At 66.4% G+C, this 24,563-nt stretch carries 18 protein-coding genes and 1 tRNA gene; 7 read left to right on the top strand and 12 right to left on the bottom strand.

The genetic code is table 11. The features are described from left to right. Window positions 1–41 precede the first annotated feature (41 nt). The 4 genes from N7333_RS02405 to N7333_RS02420 all read right to left on the bottom strand — a co-directional run bounded on the left by N7333_RS02405 (window position 42) and on the right by N7333_RS02420 (window position 6,395). Window positions 42–116 (bottom strand) — tRNA-Arg (locus tag N7333_RS02405). A gap of 146 nt (window positions 117–262) precedes the next feature. Beyond that, on the bottom strand, window positions 263–1,657 hold the full coding sequence (locus N7333_RS02410; protein ID WP_129482158.1) for a sodium-dependent transporter: 1,395 nt from the start codon (window positions 1,655–1,657) through the stop codon (window positions 263–265). Window positions 1,658–1,788: 131 nt separating this feature from the next. After that, complete coding sequence (locus N7333_RS02415; protein ID WP_129482157.1) at window positions 1,789–2,847, bottom strand: Glu/Leu/Phe/Val dehydrogenase dimerization domain-containing protein; 1,059 nt, start codon at window positions 2,845–2,847, stop codon at window positions 1,789–1,791. An 80-nt stretch (window positions 2,848–2,927) separates the two neighbouring features. After that, window positions 2,928–6,395, bottom strand: coding sequence for an indolepyruvate ferredoxin oxidoreductase family protein (locus tag N7333_RS02420; RefSeq protein WP_129482156.1), 3,468 nt, complete (start codon window positions 6,393–6,395; stop codon window positions 2,928–2,930). A gap of 198 nt (window positions 6,396–6,593) precedes the next feature. Here N7333_RS02420 and N7333_RS02425 point away from each other — a divergent pair, with 198 nt between their 5' ends. Beyond that, window positions 6,594–7,061: an Lrp/AsnC family transcriptional regulator gene (locus tag N7333_RS02425; protein WP_003247035.1), complete on the top strand. Its 468-nt coding sequence runs from the start codon at window positions 6,594–6,596 to the stop codon at window positions 7,059–7,061. A 56-nt stretch (window positions 7,062–7,117) separates the two neighbouring features. On the opposite strand, the gene N7333_RS02430 is transcribed toward N7333_RS02425, so the two are convergent. The 7 genes from N7333_RS02430 to N7333_RS02460 form a co-directional block, all read right to left on the bottom strand. Continuing rightward, complete coding sequence (locus N7333_RS02430) at window positions 7,118–7,657, bottom strand: DUF2058 domain-containing protein (protein ID WP_003247034.1); 540 nt, start codon at window positions 7,655–7,657, stop codon at window positions 7,118–7,120. Window positions 7,658–7,821: 164 nt separating this feature from the next. Continuing rightward, window positions 7,822–8,652 carry a nucleoside triphosphate pyrophosphohydrolase gene (mazG, locus tag N7333_RS02435; RefSeq protein WP_129482155.1) on the bottom strand — a complete coding sequence of 277 codons (831 nt, stop codon included), beginning with the start codon at window positions 8,650–8,652 and terminating at the stop codon, window positions 7,822–7,824. A gap of 12 nt (window positions 8,653–8,664) precedes the next feature. Beyond that, window positions 8,665–10,908, bottom strand: coding sequence for a GTP diphosphokinase (gene relA, locus N7333_RS02440; protein ID WP_129482154.1), 2,244 nt, complete (start codon window positions 10,906–10,908; stop codon window positions 8,665–8,667). A gap of 127 nt (window positions 10,909–11,035) precedes the next feature. Then, a complete protein-coding gene (gene rlmD, locus N7333_RS02445; RefSeq protein WP_129482153.1) occupies window positions 11,036–12,388 on the bottom strand; it encodes a 23S rRNA (uracil(1939)-C(5))-methyltransferase RlmD in 1,353 nt (450 codons plus the stop codon). Then, a complete protein-coding gene (cysM, locus tag N7333_RS02450; protein WP_012018246.1) occupies window positions 12,388–13,293 on the bottom strand; it encodes a cysteine synthase CysM in 906 nt (301 codons plus the stop codon). The genes rlmD and cysM overlap by 1 nt, the downstream gene beginning before the upstream one ends. Before the next feature lie 99 nt (window positions 13,294–13,392). Continuing rightward, window positions 13,393–14,730, bottom strand: coding sequence for a sensor histidine kinase (locus N7333_RS02455; RefSeq protein ID WP_129482152.1), 1,338 nt, complete (start codon window positions 14,728–14,730; stop codon window positions 13,393–13,395). Then, entirely contained in the window at window positions 14,727–15,437 is a 711-nt protein-coding gene (locus N7333_RS02460; protein ID WP_129482151.1) for a response regulator transcription factor, read from the bottom strand. The genes N7333_RS02455 and N7333_RS02460 overlap by 4 nt, the downstream gene beginning before the upstream one ends. A gap of 117 nt (window positions 15,438–15,554) precedes the next feature. Between N7333_RS02460 and N7333_RS02465 the strand changes: the two genes are divergently transcribed. The 4 genes from N7333_RS02465 to N7333_RS02480 are packed head-to-tail and all read left to right on the top strand — an operon-like array spanning window position 15,555 to window position 20,172. Further along, on the top strand, window positions 15,555–18,305 hold the full coding sequence (locus tag N7333_RS02465) for a response regulator (protein ID WP_279858375.1): 2,751 nt from the start codon (window positions 15,555–15,557) through the stop codon (window positions 18,303–18,305). 9 nt (window positions 18,306–18,314) lie between these two features. Next, window positions 18,315–19,310 (top strand): 2-hydroxyacid dehydrogenase, encoded by a 996-nt coding sequence (locus N7333_RS02470; RefSeq protein WP_129482149.1) that lies wholly within the window; start codon window positions 18,315–18,317, stop codon window positions 19,308–19,310. Window positions 19,311–19,337: 27 nt separating this feature from the next. Further along, window positions 19,338–19,769, top strand: a complete 432-nt coding sequence (locus tag N7333_RS02475; protein ID WP_129482148.1) for a hypothetical protein — start codon at window positions 19,338–19,340, stop codon at window positions 19,767–19,769. Between the two features lie 4 nt (window positions 19,770–19,773). Beyond that, window positions 19,774–20,172, top strand: coding sequence for an META domain-containing protein (locus tag N7333_RS02480; protein WP_096826170.1), 399 nt, complete (start codon window positions 19,774–19,776; stop codon window positions 20,170–20,172). Between the two features lie 94 nt (window positions 20,173–20,266). On the opposite strand, the gene dinB is transcribed toward N7333_RS02480, so the two are convergent. Then, entirely contained in the window at window positions 20,267–21,325 is a 1,059-nt protein-coding gene (gene dinB / locus N7333_RS02485; RefSeq protein WP_279858377.1) for a DNA polymerase IV, read from the bottom strand. Between the two features lie 234 nt (window positions 21,326–21,559). Between dinB and N7333_RS02490 the strand changes: the two genes are divergently transcribed. Together N7333_RS02490 and N7333_RS02495 are read left to right on the top strand one after the other, a co-directional pair. Beyond that, entirely contained in the window at window positions 21,560–22,744 is a 1,185-nt protein-coding gene (locus tag N7333_RS02490; RefSeq protein ID WP_129482074.1) for an acetyl-CoA C-acyltransferase, read from the top strand. 267 nt (window positions 22,745–23,011) lie between these two features. Then, entirely contained in the window at window positions 23,012–24,559 is a 1,548-nt protein-coding gene (locus N7333_RS02495) for an AMP-binding protein (RefSeq protein WP_096826168.1), read from the top strand. The last annotated feature ends 4 nt before the right edge of the window (window positions 24,560–24,563 follow it).

A 24,563-nucleotide genomic window follows, 5' to 3' on the forward strand; every position in this document is an offset into this window, starting at 1 on the left:
TGGGTTTCAGAGGCATATGGGAACATCTGAAAACATGCTTTTGGCGTCCCCTGCTGGAATCGAACCAGCATCTAGCCCTTAGGAGGGGCTTATTCTATCCGTTGAACTAAGGGGACCCAGCCCGGCGAGCGGTGTCGCAAAGGCCGGGCGCATCTTAGCGGCGTCGCGCGCTTTTGTCATGCCGCAGCCAAGCTTGCAGCGCGACAAAAGCGCGACGAGTCCACATCGAGCCCATCCGCCTCGGAGGTGGGCGCTGCCTCACTCAAAACAACCCGAGGCTGTGCAGGAACACCACCAGGATGCCCAGCGGGGTGATCACGCGCAGCACCTGCCACCACAGCGAGAACAGCTGCGGCTGGTCGATGCCGATGGACTGCTGCACGGTCTTGCGGCTCAGCGCCCAGCCGGCGAACAGCACGGTGGCCAGGCCGCCCAGCGGCATCAGCAGGTTGGTGGTGAGGAAATCCAGGCTGTCGAAGAAGGTCTTGCCCAGCAGAGTCACCTCGCTCCAGGCATTGAACGACAGCACCGTGCCCAGGCTCAGCAGCCACAGGGCGATACCGCTGAGCGCTACCGCCTTGAAGCGGCTGATACCGAACTTCTCGGTCAGCCAGGCGATGGTCGGCTCGCTCAGGGAAATCGCCGAAGTCAGCGCGGCGATCGCCAGCATGATGAAGAACAGCCCGCCGACCAGTTGGCCCAGGGGCATCTGGCCGAAGGCGATCGGCAGGGTGACGAAGATCAGCCCCGGCCCTGCGCCCGGCTCCAGGCCGTTGGCGAACACCAGCGGGAAGATCGCCAGGCCGGCCAGCAGCGCCACGCCGGTATCGGCCAGCGCGACCATCAGCGCGGTCTTGGCGATCGAGGTGCCGGCCGGCAGGTAGGAGCCGTAGGCCATCATCGCGCCGCTGGCCAGACTCAGGGTGAAGAAGGCATGGCCAAGCGCGGCCAGCACGCCCGCGGCGCTGAGCTTGCTGAAATCGGCGTCGAAGAGAAAGTGCACCGCCTGCATGAAATGCCCGGTGGTGGCGGCATAGCCCACCAGCACCAGCAGCAGGACGAACAGCCCCGGCATGAGGAAACGCAGCGAGCGCTCCAGGCCGCCGCGCACGCCGAAGGCGACGATGCCGAGGGTCAGTACCAGCACCAGGGTGCCGTAGCCGGCCAGCGTCCAGGGGTCGGCCAGCATGGCGCCGAACAGTGCACCGCTGCTCTCCCCGTTCAGCCCGGCGAAGCCACCGGTCATGGCCGTGGGTGTATAGGCCACGGCCCAACCGGCGATCACCGCATAGAAACTGAGGATGAGAAAGCCGGTCAGCACCACCAGCGTACCCAGCCAGCGCCAGTGCCGACTGGCCCGTGCTTCCCTGGCCAGCGCCGCGAAGGCGCCTTCCGGATTGGCACGACCGCGGCGGCCGATCATCACCTCGGTCATCAGCAGCGGGATGCCGATGGCGAGGATGCACGCCAGGTAGACCAGGACGAAGGCGCCGCCGCCGTTCTGTCCGGTGATATAGGGAAACTTCCAGATATTGCCCAGGCCCACGGCCGAGCCGGTGGCGGCGAGGAAGAACACCCAGCGCGACGACCACAGGCCTCGGCCGGCGCTGCTGGAGGCACCGGCGAAGGTGCCGGTGGCGATGCTGTCTTGACTCATTGGGACTTGCCCTCTTGTTGTTGTGAAAAAGTCAGAAGCCTGGGGTGGTCGGGCCACCCCGCTTGGTGCGCACGACGCACCTCATCTCGTAGGGTGCGCCATGCCCACCAGCGTTATTGCCTATCCATGGCTCACAGACCGCCCTGCAGACGCTCGCGGGCCATGCGGTCGGCGATGGCGGTGGTGGTCGCGCCCTCGCGCTCGGCGCGCTGGAAGATCTCCGTCAGGGTCGGGCCGATGCCTTCGATATGCGCCTTGAGCTGGGCGGCGCTGCCGCCGGTGCGCTCGTAGCAGACATCGATGATGCCGCCGGCGTTGATCGCGTAATCCGGCGCATACAGGCACTCGCGGCGACGCAGGGTCTCGGCCAGGCTGGCGTCGGCCAGCTGGTTGTTGGCGGCGCCGGCGATGATCGGCGCGCGCAGCGCCTCCAGGGTCTGCGGATTGACGATGGCGCCGAGGGCGCAGGGGGCGAAGACGTCCACATCGAGGCCGTAGATATCGTGCTGGCCGACCGCGGTGGCGCCGAGCTGGGCGACCGCGCGCTGCACGTTGGCGGCCTGGATATCGGTCACCCACAGCTGGGCACCGGCGTCCTTGAGCAGCTTGGCCAGGCCGAAGCCGACCTGGCCGACGCCCTGGATGGCCACGCGGATGCCGGAAAGATCCTGGCGACCGAGACGATGGGCTACCGCCGCCTGGATGCCAATGCACACGCCATAGGCGGTGGACGGTGACGGGTCGCCATCGCGGCTGCCGCCGTCGAAGGCCTCGCGCTGGCCGGCGCCAGCCACGTGGCGGGTGCGTTCGGCCATGATCTGCATCTCGGCCACGCCGGTGCCGGAGTCCGCCGCGGTGATGTAGCGCCCGCCGAGGCTGTCGACGAAATCGCCCATGGCCTGGAACAGCGCCGCGCTCTTGCCGGTGTGCGGATCGCCGATGATCACCGCCTTGCCGCCACCCAGCGGCAGGCGCGCCAGGGCCGACTTGTAGGTCATGCCGCGCGACAGGCGCAGCACGTCGCGCAGCGCCTCCTCGTCCGAGGCGTAGTTCCACATGCGGCAGCCGCCCAGGGCCGGGCCGAGGGTGCTGTCGTGGATGGCGATGATGGCTTTCAGGCCGCTGGCCTTGTCGTGGCCGTAGACCACCTGTTCGTGCTGATCGAAGTCGACGTGGGTGAAGACGGACATCGGTTACCTCGGTTTTCTTGTTGTAAAAGGCCGCCCCGCTCCCAGACGGGAGGGGGTGGCAAGGGGTGACGGGGGAAGGATCAGGCGGCCGGTTCGAACAGCTGCACCGCGGCGATTTCGCTGACGGCCATGCGCGCCTTGAGCTGCGCGGCCTGCTCGCGTGCCTTGGCCAGCGCCGCTTCCTTGACGTGGCCGTAGCCGCGGATCTGCTCGGGAATCTCGGCCAGCGCCACCGCCGTGCGGTAGTTGCCGGCATCGAGCTCGGCGAGCAGATAGGCGACGGTCGCCTCGTACTCCTCGATCAGCTCGCGTTCGAGCTTGCGCTCGGCGCTGTGGCCAAACGGATCGAGCACCGTGCCGCGCAGGAACTTGAAGCGCGCCAGCACGCCGAAGGCCTTGAGCATCCAGGGACCGAAGGCGCGCTTGCGCGGCTGACCGGTGACCGGATCGGGCTTGCTCAGCCAGCTCGGCGCCAGGTGGAACTGCAGCTGGTAGTCGCCTTCGAACTGCGCCTCGAGCTGCTTGCGGAAGGCGGCGTCGCTATACAGGCGCGCCACCTCGTACTCGTCCTTGTAGGCCAGGAGCTTGAAGTAATAGCGTGCTACGGCCTTGCTCAGGCGCTGCTCGGCGTCAGTGTCGGCCTGGCGCACGCGCTCGACCAGCTCGCGGTAGCGCGCGGCGTAGGCGGCGTTCTGGTAAGCACTCAGACGCTGCACACGATCCTCGACGATCTCCTCCAGGCTCTGGCAACGCGGCGCCTCGACCACCTTGGGCGCGGCCAGCTTCTCCACCGCGGCCAGGTCGTGGGCCGCGCGACGGCCCCAGAGGAACGCCTGCTGATTGAGCTGCACCGCCACGCCATTGAGTTCGATGGCCTTGTTGATCGCCTCGGCGGAGACGGGAACCAAACCCTTCTGATAAGCGAAACCGAGCATAAACAGGTTGGTGGCGATGCTGTCGCCAAGCAGGCGGGTGGCCAGGCGGGTGGCATCGACGAACTGGGTCTTGGCCGCGCCGACGGCCTCGATGATGGCCTCGCGCATGGCGGCGCCGGGCACCTGGGCATCGGGGTTGCGGGTGAACTCGGCGGTGGCCGCCTCATGACTGTTGACCAGCGCATGGGCAATCTTGTCGTTGAGCTTGGCCAGGGCCTCTTCGCTGGCGGAAACCACCAGGTCGCAACCGAGCAGCAGATCGGTCTCGCCGGCGGCGATGCGCACCGCGTAGATATCGTCCTGTTTGGCGGCGATGCGGATATGGGTGACCACCGGGCCGAACTTCTGCGCCAGGCCGGCCTGATCCAGCACCGTGCAGCCCTTGCCTTCGATATGCGCGGCCATGCCCAGCAGCGCGCCGACCGTGGTCACGCCGCTGCCGCCGACGCCGGGCAGGAGGATGTTCCACGGACGCTCCAGCGCAGGCTGGCGCGGCTCCGGCAGGGCGATGAAGAGCGCGCCCAGGCCAACCGCCTCCGGCTTGCGCAGACTACCGCCATGCACGGTGACGAAGCTCGGGCAGAAGCCTTCCAGGCAGCTGAAATCCTTGTTGCAGGCGTTCTGGTCGATCTCGCGCTTGCGCCCCAGCTCGGTCTCCAGCGGCAGCACCGACAGGCAGTTGGACTTGACGCTGCAGTCGCCGCAGCCCTCGCACACCGCCGGGTTGATAAAGGCGCGCTTGGCCGGGTCGACCAGCTTGCCGCGCTTGCGCCGGCGGCGCTTCTCGGTGGCGCAGGTCTGGTCGTAGAGGATCACCGACACGCCCTTGAACTCGCGCAGCTCACGCTGCACGGCGTCCAGCTCGCGGCGATGGTGGAAGGTGACGATGGGCGCGAAGGTGGCGCGGGTCGGGTACTTGTCCGGCTCGTCGCTGACCAGGGCGATGCGCTTGACCCCCTCGGCATAGACCTGCTGGCTGAGCTGGTCGATGCGCAGCTCGCCGTCGATGGGCTGGCCGCCGGTCATGGCCACCGCGTCGTTGTAGAGAATCTTGTAGGTGATGTTGACCCCGGCGGCGACCGAGGCGCGCAGGGCCAGCTGGCCGGAATGGAAGTAGGTGCCGTCGCCGAGGTTCTGGAACACGTGCGGGGTGTCGGTGAACGGCGCCTGGCCGATCCAGGTGGCGCCCTCGCCGCCCATCTGGGTGAAGGTGTCGGTGTTGCGGTCCATCCACTGGGTCATGTAGTGGCAACCGATGCCGCCCAGGGCGCGGCTGCCTTCCGGCAGCTTGGTCGAGCTGTTGTGCGGGCAGCCGGAGCAGAAATGCGGGGTGCGCGCGGTGTGGTGCTTGGGCGCAGCCAGCGCCGCCTCCTTGGCGGCGAGGAAGGCCAGGCGTTCCTCGATCACCGGGCTGGAATAGATCGGCGCCAGACGCTTGGCAATAACCCGGGCGATCATCGCCGGGGTCAGCTCGGAGAGGTTCGGCAGCAGCGAATTGCCGCCCTCATCGAACTCGCCCACCACTCGCGGGCGCTTGCCCACCGGCCAGTTGTACAGCTGACCGGTCAGTTGGTCCTCGATGATGCTGCGCTTTTCCTCCACCACCAGGATCTCGTCCAGGCCCTCGGCGAACTCGTGCACCGACACCGGCTCCAGCGGCCAGCTCATGCCGACCTTGAGCACGCGCAGGCCGACCTGGGCACAGAGCTGCTCGTCCAGACCGAGGTCGTTGAGCGCCTGACGTACATCCAGGTAGGACTTGCCGGTGGTGATGATACCCAGGCGCGGGTTGGGCGAATCGAGCTTGATCTGGTTGAGGTTGTTGGCCAGGGCGAAGGCGCGCGCGGCGTAGATCTTGTAAGTGTTGAGGCGCTTTTCCTGGACCAGGGGCGGGTCCGGCCAGCGGATATGCACGCCGTCTTCCGGCAGCTTGAAGTCGGTGGGAATCTTCACCTCGACCCGCAGCGGGTCGACATCCACCACGGCCGAGGAATCGACGTTCTCGGCGATGGTCTTCAGCGCCACCCAGCAACCGCTGTAGCGCGACAGTTCCCAGCCGATGATGCCGTAGTCGAGGATCTCCTGAACGTTGGCCGGGTTCAGCACCGGGATCGAGGCGGCGATAAAAGCGTGCTCGCTCTGGTGGGCGATGCTCGAGGACTTGCAGCCATGGTCGTCGCCGGCCAGCAGCAGCACGCCGCCATGCGGCGATACGCCGGCCGAGTTGCCGTGCTTGAACACGTCGCCGCAGCGATCCACACCCGGGCCTTTGCCGTACCACATGGCGAACACGCCGTCGTAGCGCGCGCCGGGAAACAGGCTGGTCTGCTGACTACCCCAGCAGGCGGTGGCGGCCAACTCTTCGTTGACCCCGGGCTGGAAGTGGATGTGGTTGTCCTTGAGGTACTGCTTGGCGTCCCACAGGCTCTTGTCCAGGTTGCCCAGCGGCGAGCCGCGGTAACCGGAAATGAAGCAGGCGGTGTTCAGACCATGGGCGGCGTCACGCTGTTTCTGCAGCATGGGCAGGCGGGTCAGCGCCTGGGTGCCGGTCAGGTAGAGGTGACCGGTGGCGAGACGGTACTTGTCATCCAGGCGGATCTCGGCCAGTGACATGGGGTGCTCCTCTTATTCTTATGGAGAGCGGGGATGGCAACGGTAGGTGCCACCCTGTTCTGCCCCGCCAGGATCGCTGTACGGGACGACTGGCAAAGATCATGACCGAGGAGTTCCGCTTTTTTCTTTCTATTTGCGGGCCGGATTGCTGATACTGCGCATGATCCTTCCAACAATCACAAGAAAATGGAAACAGTCATGCAGGACAAGCTGAGCCCCATCGACCGCAAGATTCTTCGCCTGCTGCAGCACGACGCCGACCTGTCCGCCGCCGAGGTGGCGGAAAAGGTCGAGCTGTCGCAATCGCCGTGCTGGCGGCGGATTCACCGCATGCAGGAGGAAGGCCTGATCGAACGCAAGGTCGCCCTGCTCAACCCCAAGCAGCTGGGCCTGGGCATGACGGTGTTCGTCGACATCAAGCTGTCGGCCCATGGCCGCGGCAATCTGGAAGAGTTCGAGCAGGCGGTGGTGGGCTACCCGCAGGTGCTGGAGTGCTACACCATGGCCGGCGGCTCGGACTACCTGCTCAAGGTGGTGGCGCGCGACATCGCCGACTACGAGCGCTTCCTACGCGACCACCTGCTGCAGCGCCCGCACGTGCAGGAGGCGCACTCGCATATCGCCATGAGCGAGGTCAAACGCACCACCGAGCTGCCGCTGGATTGACCCAAAGGTCGAGGTAGGGTGCGCGCAATGCGTCGCGCACGGCGCACCCTAGGGCGTTACCACATCAGATCATCGGGAATCTGATAGGCCGCGTAGGGATCGTCGGTGTCCGGCGCTTCGACGTGGGTATTGAGCAGAACGATGCGCGAGGCATCGCGCTCCTGGATCTTCAGCGCGGCTTCACGCGGAATGACCTCATAACCACCGCCATGGCGGACGATGGCCAGCCAGCCGTTGGACAGCTTGTTGCGCATCATGGTGTTGACCGGCAGGCGTTTGACCTTCTTGTCATCGACGAAGTTGTAGTAGTCGTCGCCGTCGAGCTTGGGCAGGCGCGAGCGCTCGATCAGTTGCTTGATCTGCGCCGCACGGGCCTTCTGTTCGGCCTTTTCCTGCTGCTGACGATTGAGCTCCTGATCACGCGCGGCCTTTTCGGCCTGCGCCTGCAGCGCAGCCTGGCGTGCGCTGTCGTCCAGTTCGGCCTGGCCCTTGTGCGCCAGACGCTTCTGCTTCTGCTGCTGCTTGCCAACCTGCTTGGCCTGTTTTTCGTTGACCAGGCCGGCTTTGAGCAGCTGGTCGCGCAGGGAAAGACCCATGGCTAAAGATCCCGAACATGATTTTGTTGCGGCAGCGACGATTCACGCTGCCAGTCCAAGGCGCCCAGCATAAGGGCTAAGGCGCAGCGGCTCCAGCCCGAAAACCAAGCCGTAGCCGGGATGCACGTCAGGAGGGGCGAGTCAGCCGTTCCCGGATATGGCGTTCAGCAACCGGGCGCCTGTTTCTCCAGCTTCTTGGCCTCGCCCCACAGGGCGTCCAGCTCCTCCAGCGAGCAGCCGTCCAGGCTGCGCCCGGCTTCCCGCACGCTTTGCTCGATGAAACGAAAGCGTCGTTCGAACTTGCCATTGGCAGCGCGCAGCGCGGCTTCCGGGTCGACCTTCAGGTGCCGCGCCAGGTTGGTGACGACGAACAGCAGATCGCCGATTTCCTCGGCAACCGCCTCGGCATCGTTCTCGCTCATGGCTTCGAGCACCTCGTCCAGCTCTTCGCGCACCTTGTCCACCACCGGCAGTGCTTCGGGCCAGTCGAAACCGACCTGGGCCGCACGCTTTTGCAACTTGGCCGCGCGCGAAAGCGCCGGCAATGCGGCGGGTACGTCATCGAGCAGCGACAGCTGCTCGGGGGCGGCGGCCTTTTCGGCGCGCTCCAGGGCCTTGAGTTCTTCCCAGCGCTGCTTGACCGCGGCCTCCTCCAGCCTGGCCGCATCCGGCGCGCCATACAGGTCGCCGTCGGGGAATACGTGCGGGTGACGGCGGATCAGCTTGGCGGTGATGCCGTCGACTACCCGCGCGAAATCGAAACGCCCCTCTTCCTGCGCCAGCTGGCTGTAATAGACCACCTGAAACAGCAGGTCGCCCAGCTCGCCGGGCAGGTGCTCGAAGTCGCCGCGCTCGATGGCGTCGGCGACCTCATACGCCTCCTCCAGGGTGTAGGGCACGATGGTGGCGTAGCTTTGCTTGAGGTCCCAGGGGCAGCCGTGTTGCGGATCGCGCAGACGCGCCATCAGGTGCAGCAGGTCGTCGAGTTGGTACATGAAAGCTTCCTGCTAGGCCACGCGGTGGCGACGCGCCTCGATGATATTGGGCAACTGGCCGATACGCGCCAGCAGACGGCCAAGCGCATCGAGCCCGGGAATCTCCACGGTGATCGACATGGAGGCGGTGTTGTCCTCCTTATTCGAGCGCGTGTTGACCGCCAGCACGTTGAGCTTCTCGTTGAGCAGCACCTGGGTGACGTCACGCAGCAGACCGGAGCGGTCGTACGCCTTGATGACAATTTCCACCGGGTAGGTCTGCACCGGCACCGGCCCCCAGCTCACCTGGATCATCCGTTCCGGCTCGCGCGCGGACTGCTGCAGCGCGGTGGGGCAATCCTGGCGATGAATGGTGACGCCACGACCGAGGGTGATGTAGCCGACGATGGGATCTCCCGGCAGCGGCTGGCAGCAGCCGGCCATCTGCGTCAACAGGTTGCCGACACCCTGGATCTGGATGTCGCCGCGCTTGCCCGGCTTGAAGCCCTGCGCCTTGCGCGGGATCAGTTCGAGCTGCTCGCTGCTGCGCTCCGGTTCGACCAGCTGCTGGGCCAGGTTGACCGCATGCGCCAGGCGCACGTCGCCGGCACCCAGCGCCGCGAACAGGTCCTCGGCGATTTTCAGGTTGGCCTTCTCGGCCAGCTTGTCGAAATCCACGCCGTGCAGGGCCAGGCGCGCCAGCTCGCGTTCGAGCAGCTGCTTGCCGGCAGCGACGTTCTGGTCGCGGTCCTGCAGCTTGAACCAGTGGACGATCTTGGCCCGCGCGCGGCTGGTGGTGACGTAGCCCAGGTTGGGGTTGAGCCAGTCGCGACTCGGCGAGCCCTGCTTGCTGGTGATGATCTCCACCTGCTCGCCGGTCTGCAGACTGTAGGTCAGCGGCACGATACGGCCGTTGATCTTGGCGCCGCGGCAGTTGTGACCGATCTCGGTGTGCACGCGGTAGGCGAAGTCCAGCGGCGTGGCCCCCTTGGGCAGGTCGATGGCGTGGCCGTCGGGGGTGAAGACGTAGACCCGATCCGGCTCGATGTCCACGCGCAGCTGTTCGGCCAGACCGCCGATATCGCCCAGCTCCTCGTGCCACTCGATAACCTGACGCAGCCAGGAAATCTTCTCTTCATAGTGGTTGGAGCCGGACTTGACGTCGGTGCCCTTGTAGCGCCAGTGCGCGCACACGCCCAGTTCGGCTTCTTCGTGCATGGAGTGGGTGCGGATCTGCACTTCCAGCACCTTGCCTTCCGGGCCGAGCACGGCAGTATGCAGCGAGCGGTAGCCGTTCTCCTTGGGGTTGGCGATGTAGTCGTCGAACTCCTTGGGAATGTGCCGCCACAGGGTGTGCACGATACCCAGGGTGGTGTAGCAGTCACGCACCTCCGGCACCAGCACGCGCACCGCACGCACGTCGTAGATCTGGCTGAACTGCAGGCCCTTGCGCTGCATCTTGCGCCAGATCGAATAGATGTGTTTCGCCCGGCCGCTGATATCGGCCTTGATGCCGGTGGCTTCCAGCTCCTGGCGCAGATGGGCCATGGCGTCGTTGATGTACTGTTCGCGATCCAGACGACGCTCGTGCAGCAGCTTGGCGATCTGCTTGTACTGCTCCGGCTCCAGGTAGCGGAAGGACAGGTCTTCCAGCTCCCACTTGATATGGCCGATGCCCAGGCGGTGGGCCAGCGGTGCATAGATGTCGAACACCTCGCGCGCCACACGCTGGCGTTTCTCTTCGTCGGCTTCCTTGACCGCGCGGATGGCGCAGGTGCGTTCGGCCAGCTTGATCAGCGCCACGCGCACGTCGTCGACCATGGCCACCAGCATCTTGCGCAGGTTCTCTACCTGCGTCTGCGAGCCGACCACCACCGATTCACGCGGATTGATACTGGCGCTGATCGCCGCCATGCGCAGCACGCCTTCGATCAGCTTGGCCACCACCGGACCGAAACGCTGGTGCACCGCGGCCAGGGTGATCTTGCCCTCGCGCACGCCACGATAGATGACCGCCGCGACCAGCGAATCCTGATCGAGCTTGAGGTCGGCGAGGATTTCCGCGATGTCGAGGCCGGCGCGGAACGTCGAGGCGCCCTCGCTCCAGTGATGCTGGGTGGTGTTGGCCTGCTGCTCCAGATCGCGGGCGAATTCGCAGGCCTCTTGCAGTGCCTGACGATCCAGCGCCGGGTCGACGCTGGCGACATGATCCAGCCAGGCCTCGAGATTGATGCTGCCGTCATCGTTGACTGGCTGATGCGCTCTTACCTGAACCATCGTCTTACCTTCCCTACGGTGCGCATAGGTCGCACCGAGCAGTCGCCGGCCTTCTCTGAGCCGGTCGGATTAACTGAAAGAACGTACCTCCTGTACGTCCCTGTGACACCGAACGTGCCACTTACCGCTAAATCTTTTCGAACAACGCCATGGCTTCGACATGCGCGGTCTGCGCGAACATGTCGAGAATCCCGGCACGGCGCAGCCGGTATCCCTGCTGCGCCAGCTCCGCGGCGTCGCGCGCCAGGGTGGTCGGGTTGCAGGAGACGTAGACCAGCCGCCGGGCGCCCAACGCACTCATCCCGCGCACCGCCTCCAGCGCGCCATCGCGCGGCGGATCGAGCAGCACAGCGGCAAAACCGCCACGCGCCCAGGTTTCATTGGCCAGCGGGTTGGACAGGTCGGCACGGAAAAAGTGCGCATTGTCCAGCCCGTTGCTCCGTGCGTTGGCCGCAGCCCGCGCGACCATCGCCTCGACACCTTCCACAGCCACCACTTCGGCTGCCTGACGCGCCAGCGGCAGGGCGAAATTGCCCAGGCCGCAGAACAGGTCCAGCACCCGCTCGCCGGGTTGCACTGACAACCAGTCTAGCGCCTGAGCGACCATGGCCTCGTTGACCGGACCGTTGACCTGCACGAAATCGCCCGGGCGATAGGCCAGCCGCAGCTGCCAGCGCGTCAACTCGAACCCCAGCTCGGCCGCCGGATCGTCGGGCTCTGGCTGTCCGTCGCCCTGCAGCCAGAGCTGCGCGCGATGCTCGCCGCAGAAGGCGCGCAGACGGCTCAGGTCGGCCTCGGGCAGTTGCGCGGTATGGCGCAGCAGCACGGCTTCGGCGGTGCCGCTGAACAGCTCCACATGCCCGACCGCCTGCGGTTTTTCCAGGCTGCGCAACAGCGCCGGCAATGCCCTGAAAATCGGCTGCAAGGGCTGTACCAGTACCGGGCAGTCGTCGATGGCGACGATGTCCTGGCTGGCTTCGGCGCGGAAACCGACCTGTAGCTGACGCGCCTTGGCATCCCAGCGCACGGCAACCCGCGCGCGGCGGCGGTAGCCGAACTCGGGGCCAACCAAGGGCGCCGCCCATTCATCCGGCTGCACGCCACCCAAACGTGACAACTGCTCGGTGAGCGTGCGCTGTTTCAGGGCGAGCTGATCGGCATGCGGCATGTGCTGCAGGTTGCAACCGCCACAGCGCTCGGCATGCATGCAGGGCGCCTCACGGCGCTCGCTGCTGGCGACGATGATGCGTTCGGCGCGCGCCTCGACGGTCTGGCTGCGGGCGCCGAGCACCCGCGCCTCGACCTGCTCGCCAGCCAGGGCGCCGCTGACGAACCAGGTACGCCCGCCTTCGAAGGCGATGCCGCGACCGTCACCGGCCAGGCGCTCGATGGCGAGCTTCTGCTTCTTGCCGACCGGGACCTGCGCCGCGCGACTGCCACCGCTGGGCTGAAAGCGCAGGTTGGAGCTGCGTCTGGCCATCAGTGGGTCGGTTCTTGGTAAACGCCGGTGGACAGGTAGCGGTCGCCGCGATCGCAGATGATCGCCACCAGCACCGCGTTCTCCACCTGCTGCGACAGGCGCAGCATGCCGGCCACCGAGCCGCCGGAAGACACGCCGCAGAAGATGCCCTCTTCCCGCGCCAGACGACGCATGACGTGCTCGGCCTCGGCCTGGCCCATGTCCATCACCTGGTCGACCCGTTCGGCCTGATAGATCTTCGGCAGGTATTCCTGCGGCCAGCGACGAATGCCGGGGATGGCCGAGCCTTCCTGCGGCTGCAGGCCGACGATCTGGATCGCCGGGTTCTGCTCCTTGAGATAGCGCGAGGTGCCCATGATGGTGCCGGTGGTGCCCATGGAGCTGATGAAGTGGGTGATGGTCCCGCCGGTCTGGCGCCAGATTTCCGGGCCGGTACCGCTGTAGTGCGCCTCGGGGTTGTCGCCATTGGCGAACTGATCGAGCACCTTGCCACGCCCTTCGGCCTGCAGCTTCTCGGCCAGATCACGCGCGCCCTCCATGCCCTCCTCCTTGCTGACCAGGATCAGCTCGGCGCCGTAGGCGGTCATCGCCCACTTGCGTTCGGCGGTGGAGTTGTCCGGCATGATCAGGATCATCTTGTAGCCCTTGATCGCCGCCGCCATCGCCAGGGCGATACCGGTATTGCCGCTGGTGGCTTCGATCAGGGTATCGCCAGGGCGGATATCGCCGCGCAGCTCGGCGCGGTTGATCATCGACAGCGCCGGGCGGTCCTTGACCGAGCCGGCCGGGTTGTTGCCTTCCAGCTTGACCAGCAGGGTGTTGCTGGTGTCGCCGCCCAGGCGCTGCAGGCGCACCAGGGGCGTGTTGCCGATGCAGTCGGCGATGGTGGGAAATTGCAGGGTCATGGGTCGCTCGAATCCAGACTGACGCGAAGGGGCGTCATGATACGCCGAACCCGCGAGCGCAGCATCCCGGCGAACGTAACGCGGCGCTGCGCGGCAGGCTCAGGTCGCCGGTAGCTGGATATGCACGCGCAGCCCGGGCTCGCCGTTGTGCGCCCATACGCGGCCGCCCTGCGTTTCCACCATGCTGCGGGCAATCGCCAGGCCCAGGCCGAAACCGTCGCCGCCGGGCCGCGCGGCACTGAGCCGGGTGAAGGGGCGGAAGATGGCTTCCAGTTCGCTCTCGGCGACTCCCGGCCCCTGGTCCTCGATCCACAGCAGCCAATCACCCGCCTCGCGCCGCCCGCCCAGGCGTACCGAGCCACCCTGCGGCGAGTGGCGAATGGCATTGCGCAGGATGTTCTCCAGCGCTTGCGCCAGGCCGTTGAGGTGCCCGATCACGCGGCAGTCGGCGGGCAGGTCGCAGGGCATGCGCTCGACGGGCCAGCCGGTTTCGAACGCGGCATTCTCGCGCAGCACGTCCCACAGCCGGGCGACGTCCACCTCCTCGCTCGGCAGGCGGGGCCTTTCGGTGTCCAGCCAGACCAGCTCGAGGGCGTCGCCCACCAGTTTCTCCATTTGCAGCACTTCACGCGCCAGGCGCTGGCGCAGGGCCTCGACGTCCTGTTCGCTCTCGCCGGCCACGCGCAGGCGCGCCAGCGGCGTGCGCAGCTCGTGGGACAGGTCGCGCAGCAGCTGACGCTGAAAGGCCACGGTGCCCTGCAGACGCTCGGCCATATGGTCGAAGCTGCGCGCCAGCTCGCCCAGCTCGTCCTTGCGTTGCGTCACCCGCGGACCCAGCCTGGCCGACAGATCGCCGGAACTCAGCGCCGCGGCCTGCCTGCGCAGCATCGCCAGCGGAGCGATGAGCAGACGATAGAGCAGCACAGCCAGGGCCACGGCCAGAAGTGCCGGCAGCAGGCGCTGCAACAGCAGTTCCCAGAGCTCGACGTACTGCCGTGGATCCAGGCGCTGCGGCAGCTCCAGCACCAGGCGCGCCTGGCCATCGCTGAACGGCACATAGAAGGTGGGCGTGCTGCCCGGTCGCCCCACCGGGAAATCCAGCCTGCGCACGAAATCCAGGCGCTGCTGCTGCGCCTCGTCAAGCGGCATCGACGACAGCGAGTGCTTGTGCTCGTCGACCACCGCCGCCCAGATTCCCTCGCGCTCGCGCAGCTGCTCGAGAAAGGTGTCCACACCGACGCTCCCGCCCTCGCGCCAGGCCGCCTCGGCCTCGCGCGCATGCTCGCGCAGCACCTGCCGAGTCGACTCGGGCAGATAGGAAGCGGTCTGGACCAGCAGCCGACCGACATCCGCATAGAGGCTGACCAGCAGCAGGCAGAACAGCGCAAGCGCTCCGGCCAGGCGCCAGAGCAGCGAGTGCCGACCCGGCAGGCTCATGCGCCGGCCTGCGCCAGGATGTAGCCCTTGCCCCAGACGGTGTCCACCCGCATCGCCTCGTAACCCACCGCCTGCAGCTTGCGGCGGATGTGGCTGACATGCATGTCGAGGCTGCGGTCATGCTGGGCATAGGCGCGGCGCAGCGCCTGCTGGTAAAGGAAGGGCTTGCTCAGCGCTTCGTCCTGGTGCCGCCACAGCAGCTCCAGCACCCGGTACTCGCTGGGCGTCAGACCGAGCCACTGACCGGCGTAGGCGACGTCGCTGCGGCCATCGTCGAACTGCAGGGCATCGTCGCCAACGCCCGGCTGCGGCTCACGGCGCTCGTAGGCGACGCGGCGCAAAATGGCCTCCACCCGCACGCTCAGCTCGCCCAGGCTGAAGGGCTTGGGCAGGTAATCGTCGGCGCCCTGGCTGAAACCGGCGATGCGATTCTGCTCATCGCCCAGCGCCGACATCAGCAACACTGGCACGCTGCGGCGCCGGCGCAGTTGCTGCAGGGCATCCAGACCGTTGATGCCCGGCAGCAGGATGTCCATCAGGATCAGGTCGAAATCTTCGCGCTCGGCCAGGCGCAACCCCTCGCTGCCATCATGGCTGAGGGTCACATCGAAGCCGCGGGCCACCAGGTGCGATTGCAGGTGACTGGCAAGCAGGGGGTCGTCCTCGACGGCGAGAATGCGGGCCGAGGGGCAGGCGTGGGTCATCATGGTGCAAACCGGGAAGGTAGATGCGAACAATTCTACCTATTAAACGACAATCGCTCATCTACAGATTCCGGCGCGCCGAGTCGCTACACTGCCCAGATGTCATAAAGGAGGAAAATCGTGTTCAAGGATCTAGGCATCAAAGGCCGCGTGCTGCTGCTCACCCTGCTACCCACCAGCCTGCTGGCACTGGTGCTGGGTGGCTACTTCACCTGGGTGCAATTGTCCGGTCTGCAGGCGCAGCTGCTGCAACGTGGCGAGATGCTGATAGAACACCTGGCGCCCCTGGCCGCCCCCGCCCTGCAGCAGCAGGACAAGGTACTGCTCGAACGCATCGCGCGGCAGTCGCTGGAACACCCGGACGTGCGTTCGGTGAGCTTCCTCGCCGCCGAGCGGGCGCCATTGGCGCACGCCGGACCGAGCATGCTCAACCCTGCGCCCAGCGATCAGCCGGGCATCAGCCTGCTCAGCGGCCAGGATGCCACGCGCTTTCTGCTGCCGGTCTACGACCAGCACCTGCTGGCCACCCGCTCGGCAGACAGCGAACGCAGCGCCCAGCTGCTCGGCTGGGTGGAGCTGGAGCTATCGCACCAGGGCACGCTGCTGATCGGCTACCGCAGCCTGTTCGCCAGCCTGCTGCTGATCGCCGGCGGTCTCGCCGTCACCGCCCTGCTGGCCCTGCGCATGGGCCGCAGCATCAACGAGCCGCTGCGTGCCATCAAGGCCGGCGTGGCCCAGCTCAAGGACGGCCATCTGGAAACCCGCCTGCCGCCGCTGGGCAGCCATGAGATGGACGAGCTGGCCGCCGGCATCAACCGCATGGCCGAGGCGCTGCAGAATGCCCAGGAAGAGCTGCAGCACAGCATCGAGCAGGCCACCGAGGACGTGCGGCAGAACCTCGAAACCATCGAGATCCAGAACATCGAGCTGGACTTCGCGCGCAAGGAAGCCCTGGAGGCCAGCCGCATCAAGTCCGAGTTCCTGGCCAACATGAGCCACGAGATTCGCACCCCGCTCAACGGCATTCTCGGCTTCACCAACCTGCTGCAGAAGAGTGAGCTCAGCCCGCGCCAGCAGGACTATCTGGCAACCATCGAGAAATCCGCCGACAGCCTGCTCGGCATCATCAACGAGGTGCTCGACTTCTCCAAGATCGAGGCCGGCAAGCTGGTGCTGGAGAGCATCCCCTTCAACCTGCGCGACCTGCTGCAGGACACCCTGACCATCCTCGCCCCCGCCGCCCACGAGAAACAGCTGGAGCTGATCAGCCTGATCTACCGCGACACGCCACTGGCCCTGCGCGGCGACCCGCTGCGCCTGAAACAGGTGCTGACCAACCTGGTCAGCAACGCCATCAAGTTCACCCGCGAAGGCACTATCGTCATGCGCGCCATGGTCGAGGACGAGAGCGTCGACAGCGCCCAGCTGCGCATCAGCGTGATGGACACCGGCATCGGCCTGTCCGACGAGGATCTGCGCGCGCTGTTCCAGGCCTTTAGCCAGGCCGACAATTCCCTCAGCCGCCAGGCCGGCGGCACCGGCCTGGGCCTGGTGATCTCCAAGCGCCTGATCGAACAGATGGGCGGCGAGATCGGCGTCGACAGCACCCCGGGCGAAGGCTCGGAATTCTGGATCAGCCTGAGCCTGCCGAAAGCCCGCGACGATGCCGACGACCTGCCGCGTACGCCGCTGCAGGGCCGCCGCGTGGCGGTGCTGGAAAGCCACGAACTGGCCCGCCAGGCGCTCACCCACCAGTTGGAAGACTGCGGTCTCGAGGTGGAAAGCTTCGCCGGCCTGCAGCCACTGCTCGAGGCCGTGAGCCAGCAGCATCAGCACGAACGGCCGCTGAGCCTGGCAGTGCTCGGCATCACCGCCGAGCAGTTGCCGCCCGAGGCGCTGGCGCAACACATCTGGGACCTCGACCGCCTTGGCTGCAAGACCCTGGTGCTGTGCCCGACCACCGAACTGGGGCTGTTCCACGAATCGCTGCCCGATGCCTACACCCAGCTGCAGGCCAAACCGCCGTGCACGCGCAAGCTGCACAAGGCGCTGGTCGAGATGCTCTGCCCCCAGCGCGGGCCCGGCGAGCCCAGCGCGCCGGTCAACGGCCGCAGACCGCAGATTCTCTGCGTCGACGACAACCCGGCCAACCTGCTGCTGGTGCAAACCCTGCTGGACGATCTCGGCGCCCAGGTCACGGCCGTGGACAGCGGCTTCGCCGCCATCGAAGCGGTGCAGCACGGCAGTTTCGATCTGGTGTTCATGGACGTGCAGATGCCGGGCATGGACGGCCGTCAGGCCACCGAGGCCATCCGCCAGTGGGAAGGCGAACAGGGCCGCAGCGCCACGCCGATCATCGCCCTGACCGCCCATGCACTGGCCAACGAGAAGCGCACCCTGCTGCAAAGCGGCATGGACGACTACCTGACCAAACCGATCAACGAGCGCCAGCTGTGCCAGGTCATCCTCAAGTGGACCGGCCTGAGCCTGCGCAACCAGCCCGCACACAAACCCGTATCGCCCGCCCCGGCGCCCTCGCAGATCAAGGTGCTCGACGCCGAGGAAGGGCTGCGTCTGGCCGCCGGCAAGGCCGATCTGGCCGCCGACATGCTGAGCATGCTGCTGGCCGGCCTGCCGGGTGATCGCCAGGCCATTCGCCAGGCTCGCGATGCCGGCGAACGCACTGCGCTGATCGAGCGCGTACACCGCCTGCATGGCGCGACCCGCTACTGCGGCGTGCCGCAACTGCGCGCCGCCTGTCAACGTAGCGAAACCCTGCTCAAGCAGGATGACCCGGAGGCTCAGCGCGCGCTGGACGAACTGGACGCAGCCATCGCCCGCCTCACCGAAGCCACGGCCCAGAGCGCCTGAGGACTCGCCATGCGCATCTGTCTGTTCAGCAGCAAGCCCTATGACCGCGACAGCTTCCTCGCCAGCGCACGCCCGCAAGACTGGCAGCTGCAGTTCCACGAGACGCGCCTGACCGCGGCCAGTGCCGCGCTGGCCGACGGCTGCGAGGTGGTCTGCGCCTTCATCAACGATGATCTGTCGGCACCGGTGCTGGAGCGTCTGGCGGCGGGCGGCACACGCCTGATCGCCCTGCGCTCGGCCGGCTACAACCATGTTGACCTCGCGGCAGCGCAACGCCTGCAGCTACCCGTGGTACGCGTGCCGGCCTATTCGCCGCATGCGGTAGCCGAACATGCCGTGGCGCTGATCCTGGCGCTGAACCGGCGCATCCACCGGGCCTTCAACCGCACCCGCGAGGGGGATTTCTCGCTGCACGGGCTGAGCGGCTTCGACCTGCACGGCAAGACTGTCGGGGTGATAGGCGGCGGCAAGATCGGCCAGGCGTTCGCCCGCATCATGCATGGCTTCGGCTGCCAGGTGCTGGTCTACGATCCGTTCCCGCTCGCCGGGCTCGATGCCATCGGCGCGCGCCAGGCGCCATTGGACGAGGTGATCGGCCAGAGCGACATCCTCAGCCTGCACTGCCCGTTGACGGAGGCCAGCTACCACCTGATCGATGCCACTCGCCTGGCGCAGATGAAGCGCGGCGTCATGCTGATCAATACCGGCCGCGGCGCGCTGGTCGACACCCCGGCGCTGATCGGCGCGCTGAAAAGCGGCCGGCTCGGCTACCTGGGCCTGGACGTGTACGAAGAGGAATCGGAACTGTTCTTCGAAGACCATTCCGACCTGCCGCTGCAGGACGACACCCTGGCCCGCCTGCTGACCTTCCCCAACGTCATCATCACCGCGCACCAGGCCTTTCTTACCCATGAAGCCCTGGCCGCCATCGCCCGCACCACGCTGGACAACATCGCCGCCTGGCTCGCCGGCAGCCCGCGCAATGAGGTCAAGGCCGGCGCGTGATAGCATGCCGGCTGATCCGGAGGACCCATGGCCGAACACGATTTCCGTTATTCCCTGCTCAACCCGCAACACACCCTCACCGAATGCCGCGCCCTGGCGCCGGGCCGCTATCAGGTCACCGGCAACGGCGGCTCGATCCAGGCAGGTGACGCGCTTCTGGTCACCCTCAAGGGCAGCCGCGACCTGCACATGCGCCTGGAGGTGGAAAAGGTCCGCCATCTGATCAACCCGCCCGGCCAATGGCTGGCCGTGTGCAAGGGCCCGCAGTTCAAGGAACTGGCCATCCACAACTGGCAGGTGAACTGCGACGGCTGCGGCAAGCAGCTGGACTTCGAATTCGCCGTCGATGCGGCGCTCGGCAAGGCGGCGCAAGCCCCGGCCGCCGAGGCCCGCATCGCCGAGCTGGGCTGGCGCAACGACGCCGGCCGGCATCTGTGCCGCAACTGCCAGGAGGCCTGAAACCATGCATCGCACCCTCCCCTTCGCCCTGCTCGCCGCCGCCCTGACCGGCTGCGCCAGCGACGCACCGCAACTGGAAACCGAGCGCAGCTACCGCGTGGAATGGATCGGCGAACGCCCGCTGATCGACCGCAGCCACCTGACCGTCACCTTCGCCGCCGACGGCCGCGCCCATGGCCATGCTGGCTGCAACCACTGGTTCGCCGGCTATTCGCTCAAGGGCGACGCGCTCAGCTTCGAGCCCGCCGGCAGCACCCGCAAGATGTGCGCACCAGCGCTGATGGAACAGGAGCAGCGCTTCCTCGCGGCGCTCGACGAGGTGCAGCGCTGGGACTTCAACGGCATTGGCCAACTGCAGCTGTGGCCGGCCAGCGGCAAGCCGATTCGCCTCTGGGCGGAGTGACACGACGCTCGCCCTACAGGACGCACTCTGTTCCTGTAGGAGCGGCTTCAGCCGCGATAAAACCTCGCGGCTAAAGCCCCTCCCACAAGGGCAACTAGGCGAACAGCTCCAGCTGCTCCTGCCGGCCGCGCAGATCGTGCAGCCTGACCCCCAAGCCGAGCAGGCGCACCGGCTTGTCGCCACGGGCATAGGCACTGGCCAGCAACTGCCGATAACTGTCCAGATCGCGGCTGGCCCCCGCTTGCTCCAGTGTGGTCTGGGTAAAGTCGTGAAACTTGACCTTGACGAAGGGCTTGTCCGGCCGGTAGCTGGAATCCAGGCGCTGCAGGCGGCCGTTCATCTCCTCGAGCAGCGCCGGCAGCTTCTCCAGGCAGGCTTCCAGATCGGGCAGGTCCTGATCATAGGTATGCTCCACGCTCAGCGACTGGCGGCGGCTGTCGACCTTGACCTCGCGCTCGTCGATGCCATGGGCCAGACGCCACAGGCGTTCGCCGAAACTGCCGAACTCGCGCACCAGCGCCAGCTTGTTCCATTCCCGCAGATCCAGACAGGTGCGAATCCCTAAGCGCGTCAGCTTGTCCGCCGTGACCTTGCCGACCCCGTGCAGCTTGCTTACCGGCAACGCCGTGACGAACTCGTCCACCTGATCGGGGGTGATCACGAACAGCCCGTTGGGCTTGCGCCAGTCGCTGGCGATCTTGGCCAGGAACTTGTTCGGCGCCACCCCGGCCGACACCGTGATGTGCAGCTCCTGCGCCACGCGCCGACGAATCTCCTGGGCGATGCGCGTGGCGCTGCCGGCGAAATGCGGCGAGTCGCTCACGTCCAGATAGGCCTCATCCAGCGACAGCGGCTCGATCAGATCGGTGAACTGGCGAAAGATGCCGTGAATCTCCCGCGACACCGAGCGGTACACCTCGAAGCGCGGTTTGACGATCAGCAGGTCCGGGCACAGCTTCAACGCATGCCGCGACGACATCGCCGAGCGCACACCATAGGCGCGCGCTTCATAGTTGCAGGTGGCGATTACCCCGCGACGGTCCGCCGAACCGCCGACGGCCAGCGGACGATTGGCCAGGCTCGGGTCGTCACGCATCTCGATGGCGGCGTAGAAGCAGTCGCAGTCGATGTGGATGATTTTTCGCTGTTTCATAGCGCGGGGATTCTACCTGCACAAACCGGGGCAAGGGCTCTGCGCGACGCAGGCGTCCTCGTTCGCACATATGAATTCACATGATGAATAGCTGGCATCACGACATGCCATTTCCCAAATAACTCTGCGTTGCCTAGGGTGGTCGGCGAGCGCAGCGCCACAGCGGCGCTTCCCGTCATCGCCGCGAGCCGGCTAGCAGGCCCGCCGCGCCAACCGTCCAGCCCGGAGTTGATCATGCAAGATGCCGTCATCGTTTCCACCGCCCGCACACCGATCGCCAAGGCGTTCCGTGGTGCCTTCAACGACCTCAAGGCGCCCAGCATGAGCGCTATCGCCATCCAGGCCGCGGTGCAACGCGCCGGTATCGAGCCTGCCGAGATCGAGGATGTGGTGATGGGTACCGCGATGCAGGGCGGCACTGCCTCCACCAACCTGGCGCGTCTGTCCCTGCTGGCCGCCGGGCTGCCGCTGTCGGTCAGCGGGCAGACCATCGACCGCCAGTGTGCCTCCGGCCTGATGGCGATCTCCATCGCCGCCAAGCAGATCATGGTCGACGGCATGGCCGTCACCATCGGCGCCGGTCAGGAGCAGATCAGCCTGGTGCAGAACCACCATATGCAGTGGGCCGGCGCGGATGCGGACGCCCAGGTCATTCGCCAGGCCGAGCATGCCTACATGCCCATGCTGCAAACCGCCGAGCTGGTGGCCAGGCGCTATGGCATCAGCCGCGAAGCGCAGGATGCCTATGCCCTGGAATCGCAGCGGCGCACAGCCGCGGCACAGGACGCCGGGCTGTTCGCCGAGGAGATAGTGGCGGTCAGCGCACGCAAGAAACGGGTGGACAAGGAAACCGGCGCGGTCAGCTTCGAAGACGTCACCCTCCGCCTCGACGAGGGCAATCGCCCGCAGACCGCGCTGGCCGACCTGCAGGCTCTCAGGCCGGTGATCGAGGGTGGCTGCATCACCGCCGGCAACGCCAGCCAGTTGTCAGATGGTGCCAGCGCCTGCGTGCTGATGAGCGGAGCCCTGGCCGCCCAGCGCGGGATTGCCCCGCTGGGCCTGTATCGCGGCATTGCCGTGGCCGGTTTGGCGCCGGAGGAGATGGGCATAGGCCCGGTGTTCGCCGTGCCCAAGCTGCTCCGCCAGCATGGCCTGACGGTCGATGACATCGGCCTGTGGGAGCTCAACGAAGCCTTCGCCTGCCAGGTGCTGTACAGCGCCGAAAAACTGGGCATCGATCCGACCCGGCTCAACGTCAACGGTGGCGCCATCGCCATCGGCCATCCCTACGGCATGAGCGGCGCGCGCATGGTCGGCCACGCCCTGCTGGAGGGTAAACGCCGTGGCGTGAAATACGTGGTGGTGACCATGTGCGTAGGCGGCGGCATGGGCGCCGCCGGTCTGTTCGAAGTGCTGTAAGTCCCTCCTCTGCCCGGCAGACCAGGGCGACGCTCCGGTTTGCCGGCTGATGCCTAACGCAATCAGCGTCGCCTCTTGCAAGGCCTGCACATATCAATAGCGAAGTTGTTCCTCAGAGCCTGTTCCGCACTTCAGTGTTGGCGCTGACTGTCCTGCACTTATTCCCATTCCATTACGTTATGGGCTGCATCGAACTCTTGTATTAGTTGTGCAGAAAGTTAACTGACTAGCATCGGCAAACATTATCCAGCCGATGAGAACAACACATTGAATCTCGGAAAAATCATCAGCCGTAGTGCACGTTACTGGCCAGACCATGAGGCACTGGTCGACAGCAAACAGCGCATCACCTTCGCCCAGCTCGAACGCCGTACCAATCGCCTGGCCTCGGGTCTGTTCGATCTTGGCCTGCAGCCGGAGGCCCACATCGCCATCCTGGCCCTGAACCGGGTCGAACTGGCCGAAGCGGAAGTCGCCTTCTACAAGGCGGCGATGGTCAAGGTACCGATCAACGCCCGCCTGTCCCTGGACGAGATCATCCAGATCCTCAACGACTCGCACAGCCAGGCGGTGATCACCGAGGGTCGCTTCGCCGCGGCCCTGCAGGCACGCCGTGCGGAGACGCCGCGCCTGCGCTGGATCATCTCGCTCGACGACGAGGCCGGCGATATCGCCTATCGCGCGCTGCTGGCGGGCGGCAGCGAGGCGCCGGTGCACAGCGACCCGGCCGACGATGCCCTGGCCGTGCTGCACTACACCTCCGGCAGTTCCGGGGTACTCAAGGCTGCCATGCTCAGCTTCGGCAACCGCAAGGCGCTGATCCGCAAGAGCATCGCCAGCCCTACCCGCCGCGCCGCGCCGGGCGACGTGATGGCCCATGTCGGCCCCATCACCCACGCCAGCGGCATGCAGATCATGCCGCTGCTGGCGGTAGGCGCCTGCAACCTGCTGCTGGAGCGCTACGACGACCGTCTGCTGCTGGAGACCATCGAGCGCGAACGGGTGACCCGCCTGTTCCTGGTGCCGGCAATGATCAATCGCCTGGTCAACTTCCCCGAGGTGGAGCGCTTCGATCTCTCCAGCCTGCGCCTGGTGATGTACGGCGCAGCGCCCATGGCGCCAGCGCTGGTCAAGCGCGCCATCGAAGTGTTCGGCCCCATCCTGGCCCAGGGCTATGGCGCGGGCGAGACCTGTTCGCTGGTCACGGTGCTGACCGAGCAGGACCACCTGATCGAGGACGGCGACTTCAGCCGCCTGGCCTCGTGCGGCCGCTGTTACTTCGAGACCGACCTGCGGGTGGTCAACGACAACTTCGAAGACGTGAAGCCCGGCGAAATCGGCGAAATCGTGGTCAAGGGCCCGGACATCATGCAGGGCTACTGGCAGGCGCCGGAGCTGACCGCAGAAGTGATGCGCGACGGCTACTACCTCACCGGCGACCTGGCCACGGTGGACGAGCGTGGTTACGTGTTCATCGTCGACCGCAAGAAGGAAATGATCATTTCCGGCGGCTTCAACATCTACCCCACCGAAGTGGAACAGGTGCTCTACAGCCTGCCCCAGGTGTTCGAGGCAGCCGTGGTCGGCGTGCCCGACGAGCAATGGGGCGAAGCCGTGCGCGCCGTGGTGGTGCTCAAGCCGGGCGAGAGCCTGAGCGCGGAGGCCATCATCGAGCACTGCGGGCGCAGCCTGGCCAGCTTCAAGAAGCCGCGCGCGGTGGACTTCGCCAAGGAGCTGCCGAAGAACCCCAACGGCAAGGTGGTGCGTCGCCTGATTCGCGAAGCCTACTGGCAGAACAGCGACCGCCGCATCTGAGGAA

It is taken from the genome of Pseudomonas sp. GD04158 (genome assembly GCF_029834875.1).
In the GTDB taxonomy this organism is placed as follows: domain Bacteria; phylum Pseudomonadota; class Gammaproteobacteria; order Pseudomonadales; family Pseudomonadaceae; genus Aquipseudomonas; species Aquipseudomonas hydrolytica.